Source organism: Microbacterium terregens (genome assembly GCF_039534975.1).
GTDB classification, from domain to species: domain Bacteria; phylum Actinomycetota; class Actinomycetes; order Actinomycetales; family Microbacteriaceae; genus Microbacterium; species Microbacterium terregens.
Genome location: NZ_BAAAWH010000001.1, coordinates 185413 through 200355 on the forward strand (window position 1 = coordinate 185413; position 14943 = coordinate 200355).

Sequence of the window (14943 nt, forward strand, 5' to 3'; positions counted from 1 at the left end):
CAGCGAACGCGGCTCATCCGAAGACGTCGGCGTTGGCGTAGCCCTTGCCGTTGTACTTCTGCACGATGACCTGCGAAACGGCAGGCTTTCCGTCGATCGTGGTGTCGATGACCGACCCTTCGAGCATGAACGGTGCCGAGAAGTCCTGAATGCTCAGGAGCGCCTCCATGAAGGACTCACGGGTCGGCTCGGTCATCTTCGTGAAGGCCTGCTCGAGCGTCGCGCCGGCGATCCAGCTCCACACGCAGTGCGGGAAGGCGGGGACGCCCTCCTGGTTCGTGTACTCGTCGATCGCGGCCAGGAACGCCTGACCCTCTTCGCTCTCCTGGAAGGCGGGGCTTGCCGCCGACTGGGAGAACGCCACCGTGTAGACACCCGGGAAGGCGTCCGCGTGCACGTCGGGCTGCTGGAGGATGCCACCGGGGCTGGACGTGTTGGACGGCAGGAACCAGCTGGGCAGCCAGCCGAGCTCTTCGGTCTTCTTCAGTGCCGAGATGACCAGCGGGGTGATCGACATGGCGTTGAAGAACACGTCGGCACCGCTCGCGGCGAGCTCGGTGAGCTGCGCGTCCACCGAGGTGTCGGTCGCCTCGTACGTGAGCTCCTTGACGACCTCGATGTTCGACGCGCCCTCGATGGCCTCCTTGAAGCCCTCGACGTAGCCGTCGCCGTAGTCGTCGTTCTGCGAGAGGATCGCGACCTTGTGGTCTTCACCCGACTCGGCGAGCAGCTCGCCGAACGCGCCGCCCTCCTGCTGGTAGATCGGCACGAGTCCGATCTGCTCGGGGCTCTCTTCGCGATCGCTGAAGATCGGGTCGCCGGTCATGACGAGGACCTGCGGGACGCCCTCGTCGATGGCCGCCTCGCGCCAGGCGCGGTTGGTGGGCGTGCCCAGTCCTACGCCGGCGGCGAAGACGCCGTCCGAGACCATCTGCTGGAAGTTCGTCAGCGCCTTCTGCGGGTCGTAGCCGTCGTCGTACGACTTGATCTCGATGGTGCGCGTCTTGCCGTCGCCGAATTCGATGCCGCCCTCGGCGTTCTTGACGCCGAAGTAGGCGAGTGCGCCGTCGACCGTGCAGTTGCCGGGCCCAGCGGTGCCGCCGGTGAGCGGGCTGGTGATACCGAACGTGAGGCTCGTGTCGGTGATGCCGGGGCTCGCCTCGGCGGGACCATCGGTGGCGTCTGCGCCATCGCTCGCGCCGCCGCGGCTGCAGCCGGCGGCCAGAACGGCGACGATGCCGATTCCGGCGACGACCGAAGTGATCCGCACCTTCTTCCGGAGTGTGCTCATGTGTCCTGCCTCTTTTCTTGTGACTGTGTGGGTGTGGGGGGAGTGGAGGGATCCGGCGCTGCGCCGGGCGCCACGGTCGCGGCTGCCGCGTTCTTCGCCGCGGGTATCACCGGTGCCGCGGCCGCGTTGGGGCCGCCTCGCTTCTTTCGACGCCACAGCCGGGGGAGCGAAACCAGCCCACCGGGGAGGACGAAGAGGATCACCAGCAGGATGACGCCCTGCAGCACGGCGGTCAGACTCGAGTCGATGGCGTTGGTCAGCTGGGGCGCGAGGACGTAATAGGCACCGCCGAGCAGCGAGCCGAGGATGCTCCCGGCGCCGCCGATGACCATCGCCGCGAGCAGCGAGATCGAATGGCCGAAGCTCATCGTCTCGGGGGACGTGTACTGGACCACGACCATATAGAGGAAGCCGCTGACGCCGCCGATGAGCGATGCGATGGTGAACGCGAGCACCTTGTAGCGGTACGGCGAGATGCCCATGGACGAGGCGACCGCCTCGTTGCCCTTCACGATCGCGAATGCGCGGCCGTACTTACCACGGACGAGGTTGCGTGTCAGCAGGAAGACGACGGCGGCGACGGCGATCACGATGTACAGCTGCCACTGGTCGTTGAACAGGCCGGTCCACTCCGGTGCCGCGGAGAACCGCGCGGAGGAACCCTGCGATCCGCCCGTGACGTCGGACAGGCGCTTGGCCAGGGGGACGCCGATGATCGGCAGTGCGATCGTGACCATCGCGATCGCGAGCCCGCCCAGCCGGGCCGCGGCCAGGCTGATGACCAGGCCGATGATGCCCGGGATGAGCGCTGCGAGGATGAAGACGAGCGCGATGTTCCAGTCGTTGTTGACGCCGTACGCGGTCACGTATGCGCCCACACCGACGAAGAAGATCTGGCCGAGCGAGACCTGTCCGGTGTAGCCCATCACCACGTTCAGGCCGAGGACCGCGACGGCGAAGACACCGATGCGGGCCAGGGTCTGGTTGAGGAACTCCGGCAGCACCAGGGGCGCCACCACCAGGAGGACGACGATCAGCAGCACGCCGACCCACCGCACCCACGGCTTGTTCATGAATACCGCTGCCCGGGCCATCACACTCGCACCACGTCTTTCCGGCCGAACAGGCCCTGGGGGCGCACGAGAAGCACGACGAAGATCAGAATGAACGGCACGGCGATCTTGAGATCGAATCCGATCAGGGGGATGTACACGGCGGCGAGGTTCTCGAGGACACCGATCATCCACGCGGCGATCACGACGCCCAGTGGGCTCGACAGTCCGCCGAGGATGACGGCGGCCAGCGCGTAGACCAGCGCCGCATCCATCATGCCGGGCGTCAGCGTCAGAGACGGGGCGACCAGCGCACCGGCGATGGCGCCCAGTGCGGCCGCCAGTCCCCAGCCGACCATGAGCAGGCGCCCGACCGGCAGACCCGAGAACGCGGCGGACTGCGGGTTGACCGCCACCGCCCGCAGGGCGAGGCCCAGCTTGGTGCCGATGAACAGCAGCTGCAGCAGGATCATGATCCCGACGATCACCAGGGTCGTGCCGATCGAGCGGACACTGACCACGGCGCCGAGGATGTTGACGCTCTGCACGGGGAACAGCGACGGGAACTGCAGGTTGTTGAAGCTCCATATCCAGCCGGCGATGCCGGTGATGAGCGTCAGCAGGCCGATCGTGACCACGACCGCGGTATCGGGATCGCCGCGCTCGAAGCGCCGCATCAGGAAGCGTTCGATCAGCGCTCCGAAGATGAACGACACCACGACGGCCAGCAGGATGGCGAGCACGAGCGGCACGCCGATCCGCAGGAACGAATAGGCGACGTAGGCGGAAAGGACCGCCATCGCACCCTGCGCGAAGTTGATCAGTCCGGTGGCCTGATTGACCAGCACGATCGCCAGCGCGAGCGCGGCATAGATCGAACCGGCCGAAAGGCCATCGATGACCAGTTGGATGAAAGTGCCCATCGGTCAGCCTCCCAGATAGGCGCGTCGGATCTCGTCCATGCCCTTGAGCTCGGTCGAGGTGCCGGTCAGAACGCTGCGGCCGGTCTCCAGGACCGTCGCAGTGTCGACCAGAGTGAAAGCGAGATTCGCGTTCTGCTCGACGACGAGCATCGCGATCCCGGACTCTCGGCGCAGTCGGCCGATCGCCTGATAGACGTTCTTGGCGGTGCTCGGCGCGAGCCCGAGAGACGCCTCGTCCAGAAGCATCAGCCGCGGCTTGGCCATCACGGCGCGAGCGACGGCCAGCATCTGCTGCTCACCGCCCGAGAGCGCCGAGCCGTGCGAACGGATCCGCTCCTTGAGATTCGGGAACAGGTCCAGGCAGTACTCGATGTCCGCCTCGATGCCCTTGCGGTCCTTGCGCAGGTACGCGCCGACGCGCAGGTTCTCTCGAACCGTGAGGTCGGCGAGCGTCCCACGACCCTCGGGCACGTGGGCGATGCCGAGGGCGGCGACCTTGTCCGGCCGCATCCCTCGGATGTTCTTGCCGTCGAAGAGAATCTGGCCGCCGGCGCGCACGGTTCCGCTGATGGCGCGGAGCGTGGTCGTCTTGCCGGCACCGTTCGCGCCGAGGATGCCCACGGCGCCTTCGTCGGGAACGGAGAGCGATACGCCTTCCAGGACCTGGACAGGCCCGTAGAAGGCGGTCACATCGGTGAGCTCAAGCAGCGTCATCCGCGGCCTCCTTGCCGATGTAGGCCTCGATGACGCGCGGGTCGGACTGTGCTTCAGCCGCCGTGCCCTCCATGAGCTTGCGACCATGGTCGAGGACGACGACGCGGTCGGTCAGCGCGGCGATCAGGCCCATGTGGTGCTCGACGATGACCACCGTGACGTCCTCTTCGTCGCGCAGTCGTTTGATGGAGGCGATGAACTGCTCGACCTCCGCGTGCGGCAGGCCGGCGGCGGGCTCATCCAGCAGCAGCAGCTGCGGCTTGGACAGCAGTGCGCGACACAGCTCGATGCCCTTGTGCAGGCCGTGCGAGAGCTCATCGGCGTGGAGGTCGGCTGCCCAGCCCAGCCCGTTGCGTTCGAGCAGCGCGCGCGCCTCGATGCGCAGGCTCTTCTCGGACCGCGTCGTGCGGGGCAGTCGCAGCGACCACTCCACCGGGCCGCCGGAGAGTCGTGTGTGCGCACCCAGCAGCACGTTCTCGAGCACGGTCGCGTGCAGTTGCAGCGCAGGATGCTGGAACGTGCGTGCCAGACCATGGGCGGCCAGCGCCGACGGCTGTGCGCCTGCGACCTCGGTCTCGCCGATCATGATCGACCCCGACGACGGCTTGTAGTGGCCGCTGATGCAGTTGAACAGTGAAGTCTTACCGGCGCCGTTCGGACCGACGAGTCCGAAGATCGCGCCGGGTTCCACATCGAAGGTGACCTCTTCGAGGACCTTGATGCCGCCGAAGCGCAGCGAAACGTCTTTCAGCTTCAATCGCGCGGCCATTCGCCACCTCTCCCCGATCGCCCCATTGCTCGGGATGTAAAGCGATCTTTCACCACATGGAACGTTATGGATCGCGGACGAGATTGTCAACGATTTTGGAACGAGTTTCGAAATCGTGATGATTCCGCCGCTTTAGAGCCTATTCTGGCGGCGAAATCACGCGAACTCGGGTTCCGTTCAATGGAATTCGAGCATAGGATGGCGGGCGGCCGTGTCCGGCGGCGACGCGCTCGATGAGGAGTAACGGTGGCAAGGGCATCCGACGGCGAGTCCGTCCTCTCCAAGCATCTTCGTATCCTCGGGACGTTCGAGGCGGCGGTCCCCTTTCTGACACTCTCGGAGATCGCCGAGCGAGCCGGGCTGGCGCCCTCCACCGCGCACCGGATCGTGGGTGAGCTCGAGCGGGAGGGATTGCTGGAGCGGTTGCCCGACCGGACGTATCGTCTGGGCGTGCGGCTGTGGGAGCTGGCGTGCCGCACGCCAGGAGCCCTGGGCCTGAGGGAGCTCGCCCGTCCGTATCTGCAGGCCGTCCACGCGCGCGTGCGGCAGCACACGCAGCTCGGGGTGCTCAGCGACACCGCGGTGCTGTTCCTGGATCGGCTCTCGACGCGCGACGCCGTGGTGAACGCCACCCTCATCGGCGGGCGGATCCCGCTGCACGCCTCTTCGAGCGGGCTCGTTCTTCTGGCCCACTCGGGCCAGGCCGTGGTGGATGCCGTACTGGCCGGCCCGATGCGCCGCTACACACCGCACACGATCCGGACCGAGGCGGACCTGTACGCGAAGCTGCGGCGGGTGCGGGCGGACGGCTGGGCGGTCTGCAACGGACATATCCATGAGGAGTCGCGCGGAATCGCGGTGCCCGTGTACGGCGCGCACGAGGATGTCATCGCGGCCATCGGTGTCGTCGTGCCCAACGACGATGCACCGACCCTCGGCCACATCGAGCTCTTGACCCGGGCCGCGCGCGAGATCACGGTGGCGATGCGGGCGGCGTACTTGCCGACCGCACATCCCGCCGCGACTCCCGGCGGCCGCTTCCGGCCGCTCGTGACCTCCTCGGTGCGGTCGATGGAGTACCTCGAGTCGATCTCCGCGGTGGCACCGTCGTAACGTCAGGACACGTCAGCGCGGCCTTCCGCACCTGGGAACTAAAGTTGGCGGCATGTCTGTGAACCCCCCGTTCCGCGCCGATATCGTCGGCAGTTTCCTGCGTCCCGAGGCGATCAAGGTCGCACGTGCGCGTCACGCAGCCGGCGAACTCGACGCCGCGGGCCTCCGCCTCGTCGAGGACGAGGCGATCAGCGCGCTCGTCGCTCGTGAGGCGGCCGCCGGCCTGAAGGTCGCCACGGATGGCGAATTCCGACGGTCATGGTGGCACTTCGACTTCTTCGGGATGCTGGACGGCGTCAATCTCGTCGAGCTCGATCACGGCATCCAGTTCCAAGGGGTCCAGACCCGACCGCTCGGGCTGCACATCGACGGGACCGTGGGCTTTCCGAGCGATCACCCGATGATCGAGCACTTCCGCGCACTCAAGCCGATCGCCGACGCCGCCGGTGTCGTGGCGAAGTTCACCATCCCTGCCCCGACGGTGCTCGACTTCCGCCTCGAGCGCGACGCGCTCGCGGGCTCTTCCTACGCCGGTCACGACGACATCTTCGAGGACCTGGCCGCGACCTATCGGAGCGCGGTGCAGGCGTTCTACGACGCCGGCTGTCGCTACCTGCAGTTCGACGACACCGCGTGGGCCTACCTGTGCTCGGACGTCGAGCTGGCAAAAGCCGCCGAGCGCGGCATCCGCACCGATCATCTGCCCGAGCGCTACGCGGCGCTGGTCAATGCGTCGCTGCGCGACAAGCCGGCCGACATGGTGATCACGACCCACGTGTGCCGCGGGAACTTCCGCTCGACGTGGATCTCGTCCGGCGGGTACGAGCCGGTCGCGGAGCAGCTGCTGGGCGAGACCGCCTACGACGGCTACTTCCTGGAATACGACAGTGAACGCGCCGGCGGATTCGAGCCGCTGCGGTTCCTCCCGAAGGGCGACAAGGTCGTCGAGCTCGGCCTGGTCACCACGAAGTCCGGCGCGCTGGAGAACCCCGACGAGCTGAAGCGCCGCATCGACGAGGCGGCCACGATCGTGCCGATCGAGCAGCTGGCGCTGAGCCCGCAGTGCGGCTTCGCCTCGACCGAGGAGGGCAACGTCCTCACCGAGTCCGAGCAGTGGGCCAAGGTCGAGGAGACGGTCGCGCTGGCGGCCGAGGTGTGGCCCGACGCGTAGGCGTTGACGGGGCCTGAGCGCGGCGAACGGCCGACCCACGACGCGTCCGCAAGCTCAGCGTGCGGCAGGTTCGGGACTCAGCGACCGGTGCGTCCGGCGACCGCGTGCAGCCACTCGATCGTGCCGTCGGTCATGGGATGCGGCGTATCGAGCGACCGCAGGAACTCGCGCGCCGCGATCATCTCGGCTTCTCGCCGCACGGCGTGCTTGGTCGTGCCATCGATGAGGTGATCCACCGCCGTGCGGTCCGGTGCGCCGAGTTCCGAGGCGATCTGGCCGATCAGCCATTCCTCGGCGCCGAAGATCTCGGCGGCGGTGACGCTCTCGACCACCACCGCGGCCAGTCCCTTCATGAAGACGCTCCGCAGGAGCTTCAGTCGGGCCGCCGCTCCCGGCTCCGGACCGACCTCGGTCGCCGGAATGCGCAGATCCCGCAGGAAGGGCTGCAGCTGCGCGACCCCGGGGCCGCTCAGCAGCAGCGGCGTGTCGATGCGGGCGCGCGGCACCGGCGCCATGATCGCCACATCCACGAACGGGATGCCGCGCGCCGCCGCGACGGCGGCCAGCTCTCGCTTGTCGGTGGGTCCGCTGGTGTTCATGTCGGCGAAGATGCTGGTGGCACCCATCGCAGGCAGCGCCTCCTCGAGGACGGATGCCGCGGAACTCGCGCCGACCAGGCTGAGGACGACGTCGGCGCCGCGCACGGCGCGCGGGATGTCGTCCGCCCGGTCGACCCCTGCCGGAGCGGCCGAGATGCGCACATCGGTACCGACGACGGATGCACCGCGTGTCGGCAGGTCGGTCGCGTAGATGCTCCCTGCTTCACCCAACCCCAGGACCGCAATGCGCATACTGACCTCCCACCCACGGGCATTCGCCTCTATATTGTTGACAATAGTGGTTGGAGCTTGGGCCTACGGTCTCGGCTGACCCGAAGGAGACTCGATGTCGATGACCGCCGAGGACGCGGCTGCAAGCGCCGCGACGTCCGAGGAACGGGTGACGGATGTCATCCGCAACGCGATCGTGCGGGGAGAGTACGCCCCCAACCAGCGCCTCATCGAAGCGGACCTCAGCGACACGTTCGCGGCCAGCCGTGCGACCGTGCGCACCGCGCTGCTCGAACTCGCCAACGAGGGACTGGTCGAGCGCCTCCCCAATCGCGGATCACGGGTGCGAGCGATCTCGGTCGAAGAGGCGATCGAGATTCTCGAGGTCCGCATCGGGGTCGAGGGCCTGTGCGCCGCCAAGACCGCGGCATCCGTCACGGACGGCGAGATCCAGGAGTTCCTCCACCTCCGCCAGGACCTCATCGACGCCGTGGCCGACGGTGACCTCGTGGAGTACTCCCGGCTCAACCAGCGGCTCGACGAGCGCGTGCGCGTGCTGAGCCGGCACCACACAGCCTCGGAAGTGCTCGCGCGCCTGCACGCACAGAGCGTGCGTCACCAGTTCAAGCTCTCGTCTCGTCCGCAGCGCGCGAAGGTGTCGGTGCTCGAGCACGCGGCGATCATCGACGCGATCGTCGCGCGAGACCCCGCCGCCGCGGAGCAGGCCGTGCGTGCGCACCTGCTGAGCGTGATCGGGGCCCTGCGCGAGGTCGCCTGACCCGCCCCTCTCGACCGCGAGACCGGATAGGCGCCGCTGTCTCGCGGCCAAGGGAGCGAGGGTCAGCTCTTGCGGTAGTTCTCCCGGGCGAACGCCGAGTACGGCGCAGGCTGGACGGTCGCCCGCATCGACACCTGACGGTGCTTCTCGACCGCGGGCTTGTGCGAGTTCGGCTCCTCGCCCCAGATCACCTCGACCTCGGTGCCGGGCGTCGCGTGATCGTTGTCGATGCTCGCGCGCGACACGAAGGCGTGCTCGTTCGTGATGTAGCCCACGTCATGGGAGATCCCGACGTCCTTCCCGTCGACGAGCACCCGGTCGAGCTGGTGCTGGCCGTAGCGCGCCTTGGGGAAGTCGATGTACTTGACCGGCAGGCCGGGCTCCAGGAGGGACTGCGCTGCCGATGCGACGTCCTCGGGGTTCCACACCAGCGTCACCTTCTGACGGTTCTGCGCGGCGGCGTGACGCTCGAGCGCGGCCCGGCCGATGAAGTCGTGGTCGAATGCGACGCTCCGCCCGTAGCCGATGTCGTACGGCGTGATGTAGTAGTCCTCGATCCGATCCGAGTTCAGGCTCCCGGCGAGCGACCCGGTGCGGGTGACCGGCAGCCACTCGCGGTACGCATCGGTGCCCTCGCCGCTGAAGATCGCGGGAAGCGGGGAAGGCACCCAGGCCGACTCGAGGTTCGCGGAAGAATACGCCTTCGACCCGACCAGGACCAGGTCCAGGCCCTCGCCCGCGGCGATGAGGGCCGCGCGAACGCGTTCGCCATCGGCCCAGGGACCGAACAGCTCGAAGCCCGGCTGCCCCGCCATGCCGTGGCGCAGCGAGCGCACCTCGACACCGTCGATCGTGAAGGTCGCCATTCCGAAGAACTTCGTCGCCGGCACCTCGGCGCCGGTGACCTTCTCCATCAGAGCCAGCGCGTTCGGGCCCTGCAGCTCGTAGCGATACAGCTTCGGGTCGCCCTCGCGAACGACCGAGCTGGCGTCGCGTTCGAACGAGACGTCGTAGTCACCGGTCTCGCCGTGGAACTGCACCCAGTCCAGCACCATGTGCCATCCGACGAGGTCGAACGACTGCTCGGCGAGATAGAACAGGATCGCGTCGCCGATCAGGTAGCCCTCGTGGTTGACCGCGATGAACTGCTTGGCCTGATCGATCTGGAATTTCGCGAAGCTGTTCACGCCGACATCCGAGAGCAGTCTGAGCGCGTCGGGGCCGGTGATGAACAGATCCGTCATGTGGTGCGACTGATCCAGCAGCGCGACCGAGGTGCGCCACGACTGCTGCTCGGAGCGCCAGTTGCTGAACTCCGGCGTCACCGGAAAGACGGTGGGGCGGGCCTGGGCGTTGCGCAGCAGGTCCACGGCACTCCCGGCGCGGGTGATGGCTTGCGCGAGTGACTCGGGCATGGAGACTCCTTCGTTCCTTGAGACTCCCATGCTATGCACCAGGACATATCGGGCCTACGATCTTGCATAAGCAGTGGTTATGGACGAGAAAGGATGCCTTACCCGGCGCTCGTGGACCTCAACCTGATCCGAGTGTTCGTGGCGGTGTACGAGACGCGAAGTCTCACGACAGCCGCCGCGCGCCTGTACGTGACCCAGCCGGCGGTGAGCCAAGCCCTCGGCAGGCTGCGGCGCGACCTCAACGACCCCCTGTTCCGGCGCGTGGGACGGACGATGGAACCGACGCCGATGGCGGTCGGCCTGTTCCCCGGATTCCGCGACGGACTCGCGGGCATCGACCGCACGATCGACGGCGTCGTCGGCTTCGACCCCGCGCAGTCGCGGCGTCGGTCCCGGATCGCACTGTCGGAGCTGGGCGAGATCGGGTACTTCCCCTCGATTCTCGGCGCCGTGCGCTCCGCGGCTCCGCACCTGCGCGTCGAGGCCGTGCCGCTGGACGTGCAGGCGCTGCCCGACTGGCTCTCGCAGGGGACGATCGACCTGGCCGTCACCTCGTCTCCGGTCGCGGGAGGGTTCGAGCACGCCGTGCTGAAGTCGCAGGCCTACGGCGTGCTGATGTCCCGCGAGCATCCGCTCGCCTCCGCGCCGGGCGGCATCACGCTCGCGGACTACCTCGCCGCCGATCACGTGGTCGTCGCCGGCGACTCCGGGCTGCCCCGCCTGGAGTCCGCGTTCCGCAGGGCCGGCGCGGTGCTGCGGACGGACGTCGTGCTCAATCACTTCGCCTCGCTGCCGCCGCTGCTGGCGACCAGTCCCGACCTGCTCGCCACGGTTCCCGACACGATCGCCTCGGGCTGGGCGCAGAGCTGGCCCCTCGTGGTCCACCCCCTGCCGCTGGACATGCAGGCGGTGGAGGTGTGCCTGTACCGGCGTACCACCACGCAGCAGCTGGGCGCCCTGGACTGGCTCTACGAGACGGTGGTGCGGGCCGTGCGCGGAACCCACGGCGAGTTCTTCGCGATCCACGGTGCCGCCCGCGGATCCGCGACGTCGCCGTAGGCACGCCCAGCGATTCCGTTCAACGGAAATCGGCTTCGACCCTCTGCGGTGGCCGCGTAGCGTCCCTGGTGGAGCGGCGCCGATGCCGCCCGGCAAGGAGTTCGCGATGGCCGATACGCTGACCGCGGCATCCGCTCGTCGCAACGCCGCCCACGGCGGCACGCTGGTCGTCACCGCCCGCCGCGACGTGGCGCAGGATGTCGTGGAGCTCACGCTCGCCCGACCCGGCGGCGAGCGACTGCCCGACTGGGCGCCGGGCGCGCACATCGACATCGTGCTGCCGGATGGCACCACCCGCCAGTACAGCCTGCTCGGCGACCGCTGGGATGCGCACAGCTTCACGATCGCGGTGCTGCGCGAACGCGAAGGGCGCGGCGGCTCGGAGCACATCCACACGCGCCTCACCGCCGGCGACACGGTCGGCTTCGGCGGCCCGCGCAACAACTTCCGCCTCTCCCCCGCACCGGGATACCTGTTCGTCGCCGGTGGCATCGGCATCACCCCGCTGATGCCGATGGTCCGCCAGGCCGAGCTCCTGGGCGATCCGTGGCGGCTGCTCTACCTGGGCCGGTCGCGCGCCCGCCTCGCCTACCTCGACGAACTGGCGCAGTACGGCGAGCGGGTGACCGTCCACGCCGCCGACGAGAGCGGCCGCGCGGTGATCGACGACTGGATGCCGGACCCTGCCGTCCCGCCTGTCGTCTACGCCTGCGGGCCGGAGCGCATGCTCGACGCCGTCGACCTGTGGGCCGCTCCGCTGGGGCGCCACCGGGTCCGCCTGGAACGGTTCACCGCGCGCGGCGATGCCGACCGCCCGGCCACCGTCTTCGAGGTCGAGGTGGCCAGCAGCGGCGCCGTGGTCACCGTGCAGAAGGACGAGTCCATCGTCGACGCGCTTCGCCGCGTCGACGTGGACGTCATCACCTCGTGCGCCCAGGGAGTCTGCGGCACGTGCGAGACCGGTGTGCTGCGTGGCGTCCCCGACCACCGCGACGCACTGCTGAGCGAGGCGGAGCGCGCGGAATCCCGCTGCCTGTACCCGTGCATCTCACGGGCGGTCTCGGACCGCCTCGTACTCGACCTGTGAACGACCGACCGAATCACGAAGGAAACCCATGAGCATCGTCGAGTCTCCGACCACGCCGGACGCGGCATCCATCGATCCGTTCGACCTGGAGTTCCTGCGCGATCCGCTGCCGCACCACGCGGCCCTGCGCGATGCCGGGCCGGTCGTCCGCCTCGAGAAGTACGGCGTGTACGCGATGGCGCGGTACGACGAGGTGCACGCCGCCCTCGTGGACTGGCAGTCCTTCCAGTCGGCGGCCGGCGTCGGCCTGTCGAACTTCCGGCACGAGAAGCCGTGGCGTCCGCCGAGCGTGCTGCTGGAGGCCGACCCGCCGCGCCACGACGGGCCTCGGGCCGTGGTGGCGCCGCTGCTGACCACGCGGCGTCTGCGCGATCTGGAACAGCAATGGCGGGCGGATGCCGCGACCGTCGTCGATGCGGTCCTCGACCGCGGCGAGGAATTCGACGCGGTCACGGATCTGGCGGAGGTCTTCCCGTTGCGGGTCTTCCCGGACGCGGTGGGCATCGGCAAAGAGGGCCGGGAGAACCTGCTCCCCTACGGCGACTTCGCCTTCAACGCGTTCGGCCCCCCGAACGAGCTCGTCACGAGTGCCGCGCCGCACATGCCGCCCGTGACGGAGTGGATCGGTCGGCAGTGTCTGCGCGAGAACCTCACCGAGGACGGTTTCGGGGCGCAGATCTGGGCCGCGGCCGATCGTGGCGAGATCTCGCCCGAGCACGCGCCGATGATCGTGCGCTCACTGCTGACGGCCGGAGTCGATACCACCGTGACCGGCATCGCGGCGATCGTGCACGCTCTGGCGCACACCCCGGGCGCCGTCGCCCGGCTGCGGCGCGACCGTTCCCTCACGCGGACGGCGTTCGAGGAGGCCGTGCGGCTCACCTCGCCGGTGCAGACTTTCTTCCGCACCGCGACGCGCGACCTGCAGGTGGGCGGGGTGGACATCGCCGACGGGGAGAAGATCCTGATGTTCCTGGGCTCGGCCAACCGCGACCCGCGGCGGTGGGAGGACCCCGACACGTTCGACCTGGACCGGGACCCGTCCGGCCACGTCGCGTTCGGGATGGGCATCCACCAGTGCGTCGGACAGCACATCGCCCGCCTCGAGGCGATCTGCGTGCTCGACGCGCTGCTGGACCGCATCGTCGACATCGAACCCGCCGCTCCGGAGCAGCGCCACCTCAACAACACCCTCGTCGGCTGGGAGCACATGCCGGTGCGCGTGCACCGCGGCTGAGCCGCGGCCCGGGCGCGAAGAAGGGGACGGATGCCGCGGCATCCGTCCCCTTCTCAGTGATCAGCTTGCGACGCTGGCGGTGCGCCACCCGCCCTGGTACTCGTTGCGGGCCGTGACGGCGTACGGCACCGGGCTGACGATCGCACGGACGGCGAGCTGCTCGTGCGGCTGCACCGTCGTCTTCTTGGATCCACCGTCGGGCTCGCCCCAGACCACGCGCACCTCGGCGCCGACCGGCACGTCGACGTCGACGGTCGCGAGCGACAGTCCACGCTTCTCGTTGGCGGTCACACCGGTGAACAGCGACAGGCCGACCGTGTCACCGTTCGCGTCGATCACGGCGTCGTAGTTGGACGAGCCGTAGTTCGCGTTCGGCAGGTCGAAGACCTGGTATCCGGTGCCCTCGCGGTCGATCGGCGTGGTGAGCAGCTTGGCGAGGTCCTCGTCGTTCCAGGCCAGCGTGACCTTCTTGCGCTGCGCGGCGGGATCGATCTTCTCGAGCGCGTCACGACCGATGAAGTCGTGGTCGAACTTCACGAACGAGCCGTAGCCCAGCTCCCACGGGTTGAGGTAGTAGTCCTCGATGTTGTCCGAGACGAACGAGCCGGCGAGCGCGTTGATCGCCTCGTAGCTGTTCGCGGGCAGCCACTCGCGGTAGCCGCGCTCGGCCTCGCTGGAGTAGATGGCGGGCAGCGGCGAGGGGATCCAGCCCGACTCGAGCGTGTTCGACGAGTAGGCGCGTGAGCCACAGGCTTCGATGCCGAACTCGCGGCCGGCCTCGAGGATCGCGTCGCGGATCTTGCCGTGCTGCTCGTAGGGGCCCCACAGCTCGAGCCCGGGGGCGCCGGCCATGCCGTGGCGAAGCGTGCGAACCTTCTCGCCCGCGATCGTCAGCTCGCCCATGTGGAAGAACCGGACCTTCTCCAGCGCTCCGCCGTTGAGCTTCTCGATGATCTGCCAGGCGTTCGGGCCCTGGATCTGGAAGCGGTAGTACTCGCGGTGCACGGCTGCACCGTATGGGCGCGACGGCGAACGGTCGTCGTAGCGCGTCTCGACGTTGTACCCGCCGGTCTCGGCGTGGAACTGCAGCCAGTTGGCGCCGGGGGCGCGGCCGACGTACACGTAGTCGTTCTCTCCCTCGCGGAAGAGGATGCCGTCACCGATGACACCGCCGTTGGAGGCGGTCGGCACGAACTGCTTCGCCGTGTTCAGCGGGAAGTTCGCGAAGCTGTTGATGCCGGTCTCCGACAGCAGCTTCAGCGCGTCGGGTCCCGAGATGAAGAAGTTCACCATGTGGTGCGTCTGGTCGAAGAGCACCGCCGACTCACGCCACGCGATCTGCTCGCGGCGCCAGTTGGTGAACTCGGCCGGAACGACCGGGTAGATGTACGTCCCGAGCTGCGAATTACGCAGGTGTTCGACGGTATTGCCCGCCTCGTCGAGGACTTCCTGCAGATTGCTGGCCATGTCGTTCCCTTCAACATCTTCGTCTTTGTGGTCCTGC

At 68.4% G+C, this 14943-nt stretch carries 14 protein-coding genes; 6 read left to right on the forward strand and 8 right to left on the reverse strand.

From position 1 onward, the window contains the following. Positions 1 to 13: 13 nt before the first annotated feature. The 5 genes from ABD655_RS00860 to ABD655_RS00880 are packed head-to-tail and all read right to left on the reverse strand — an operon-like array spanning position 14 to position 4749. Positions 14 to 1291 carry an ABC transporter substrate-binding protein gene (locus ABD655_RS00860; RefSeq protein WP_344710695.1) on the reverse strand — a complete coding sequence of 426 codons (1278 nt, stop codon included), beginning with the start codon at positions 1289 to 1291 and terminating at the stop codon, positions 14 to 16. After that, positions 1288 to 2364: a branched-chain amino acid ABC transporter permease gene (locus ABD655_RS00865; RefSeq protein WP_344710697.1), complete on the reverse strand. Its 1077-nt coding sequence runs from the start codon at positions 2362 to 2364 to the stop codon at positions 1288 to 1290. Before ABD655_RS00865 ends, ABD655_RS00860 begins: the two co-directional genes overlap by 4 nt. A 20-nt stretch (positions 2365 to 2384) precedes the next feature. Continuing rightward, on the reverse strand, positions 2385 to 3266 hold the full coding sequence (locus ABD655_RS00870) for a branched-chain amino acid ABC transporter permease (RefSeq protein WP_344710699.1): 882 nt from the start codon (positions 3264 to 3266) through the stop codon (positions 2385 to 2387). 3 nt (positions 3267 to 3269) lie between these two features. Then, a complete protein-coding gene (locus ABD655_RS00875) occupies positions 3270 to 3980 on the reverse strand; it encodes an ABC transporter ATP-binding protein (protein ID WP_344710701.1) in 711 nt (236 codons plus the stop codon). Further along, entirely contained in the window at positions 3967 to 4749 is a 783-nt protein-coding gene (locus ABD655_RS00880) for an ABC transporter ATP-binding protein (protein ID WP_344710703.1), read from the reverse strand. The genes ABD655_RS00875 and ABD655_RS00880 overlap by 14 nt, the downstream gene beginning before the upstream one ends. Positions 4750 to 4995: 246 nt before the next feature. Here ABD655_RS00880 and ABD655_RS00885 point away from each other — a divergent pair, with 246 nt between their 5' ends. After that, positions 4996 to 5862 (forward strand): IclR family transcriptional regulator, encoded by an 867-nt coding sequence (locus ABD655_RS00885; protein WP_344710705.1) that lies wholly within the window; start codon positions 4996 to 4998, stop codon positions 5860 to 5862. A gap of 52 nt (positions 5863 to 5914) precedes the next feature. Beyond that, positions 5915 to 7033, forward strand: coding sequence for a 5-methyltetrahydropteroyltriglutamate--homocysteine S-methyltransferase (locus ABD655_RS00890; protein WP_344710707.1), 1119 nt, complete (start codon positions 5915 to 5917; stop codon positions 7031 to 7033). A gap of 77 nt (positions 7034 to 7110) precedes the next feature. Here the strand turns inward: ABD655_RS00890 and ABD655_RS00895 are convergent, their stop codons facing one another. After that, positions 7111 to 7884, reverse strand: a complete 774-nt coding sequence (locus ABD655_RS00895; RefSeq protein WP_344710709.1) for an NAD(P)-dependent oxidoreductase — start codon at positions 7882 to 7884, stop codon at positions 7111 to 7113. Between the two features lie 94 nt (positions 7885 to 7978). On the opposite strand from ABD655_RS00895, the gene ABD655_RS00900 reads away from it, so the two are divergent. Continuing rightward, positions 7979 to 8641, forward strand: coding sequence for a GntR family transcriptional regulator (locus ABD655_RS00900; protein ID WP_344710711.1), 663 nt, complete (start codon positions 7979 to 7981; stop codon positions 8639 to 8641). A gap of 62 nt (positions 8642 to 8703) precedes the next feature. Here the strand turns inward: ABD655_RS00900 and ABD655_RS00905 are convergent, their stop codons facing one another. Then, positions 8704 to 10056 (reverse strand): aminomethyl transferase family protein, encoded by a 1353-nt coding sequence (locus ABD655_RS00905; RefSeq protein ID WP_344710715.1) that lies wholly within the window; start codon positions 10054 to 10056, stop codon positions 8704 to 8706. Positions 10057 to 10149: 93 nt separating this feature from the next. Here ABD655_RS00905 and ABD655_RS00910 point away from each other — a divergent pair, with 93 nt between their 5' ends. From ABD655_RS00910 to ABD655_RS00920, 3 genes are all read left to right on the forward strand, one after another. Beyond that, positions 10150 to 11115 (forward strand): LysR family transcriptional regulator, encoded by a 966-nt coding sequence (locus ABD655_RS00910; protein WP_344710719.1) that lies wholly within the window; start codon positions 10150 to 10152, stop codon positions 11113 to 11115. Between the two features lie 106 nt (positions 11116 to 11221). Next, a complete protein-coding gene (locus ABD655_RS00915) occupies positions 11222 to 12202 on the forward strand; it encodes a PDR/VanB family oxidoreductase (protein WP_344710721.1) in 981 nt (326 codons plus the stop codon). Positions 12203 to 12230: 28 nt separating this feature from the next. Next, positions 12231 to 13439, forward strand: a complete 1209-nt coding sequence (locus ABD655_RS00920) for a cytochrome P450 (protein WP_344710723.1) — start codon at positions 12231 to 12233, stop codon at positions 13437 to 13439. Between the two features lie 60 nt (positions 13440 to 13499). Here the strand turns inward: ABD655_RS00920 and ligM are convergent, their stop codons facing one another. Beyond that, complete coding sequence (gene ligM / locus ABD655_RS00925) at positions 13500 to 14906, reverse strand: vanillate/3-O-methylgallate O-demethylase (RefSeq protein WP_344710724.1); 1407 nt, start codon at positions 14904 to 14906, stop codon at positions 13500 to 13502. Between the last annotated feature and the right edge of the window lie 37 nt (positions 14907 to 14943).

Coding starts and splice junctions, on each gene's coding strand:
- ABD655_RS00905 (WP_344710715.1), bottom strand. CDS start 10,056: ATGCCCGAGTCACTCGCGCAAGCCATCACCCGCGCCGGGAGTGCCGTG.
- ABD655_RS00890 (WP_344710707.1), top strand. CDS start 5,915: ATGTCTGTGAACCCCCCGTTCCGCGCCGATATCGTCGGCAGTTTCCTG.
- ABD655_RS00900 (WP_344710711.1), top strand. CDS start 7,979: ATGTCGATGACCGCCGAGGACGCGGCTGCAAGCGCCGCGACGTCCGAG.
- ABD655_RS00875 (WP_344710701.1), bottom strand. CDS start 3,980: ATGACGCTGCTTGAGCTCACCGATGTGACCGCCTTCTACGGGCCTGTC.
- ABD655_RS00915 (WP_344710721.1), top strand. CDS start 11,222: ATGGCCGATACGCTGACCGCGGCATCCGCTCGTCGCAACGCCGCCCAC.
- ABD655_RS00895 (WP_344710709.1), bottom strand. CDS start 7,884: ATGCGCATTGCGGTCCTGGGGTTGGGTGAAGCAGGGAGCATCTACGCG.
- ABD655_RS00860 (WP_344710695.1), bottom strand. CDS start 1,291: ATGAGCACACTCCGGAAGAAGGTGCGGATCACTTCGGTCGTCGCCGGA.
- ABD655_RS00880 (WP_344710703.1), bottom strand. CDS start 4,749: ATGGCCGCGCGATTGAAGCTGAAAGACGTTTCGCTGCGCTTCGGCGGC.
- ABD655_RS00865 (WP_344710697.1), bottom strand. CDS start 2,364: ATGAACAAGCCGTGGGTGCGGTGGGTCGGCGTGCTGCTGATCGTCGTC.
- ABD655_RS00920 (WP_344710723.1), top strand. CDS start 12,231: ATGAGCATCGTCGAGTCTCCGACCACGCCGGACGCGGCATCCATCGAT.
- ABD655_RS00910 (WP_344710719.1), top strand. CDS start 10,150: ATGCCTTACCCGGCGCTCGTGGACCTCAACCTGATCCGAGTGTTCGTG.
- ligM (WP_344710724.1), bottom strand. CDS start 14,906: ATGGCCAGCAATCTGCAGGAAGTCCTCGACGAGGCGGGCAATACCGTC.
- ABD655_RS00870 (WP_344710699.1), bottom strand. CDS start 3,266: ATGGGCACTTTCATCCAACTGGTCATCGATGGCCTTTCGGCCGGTTCG.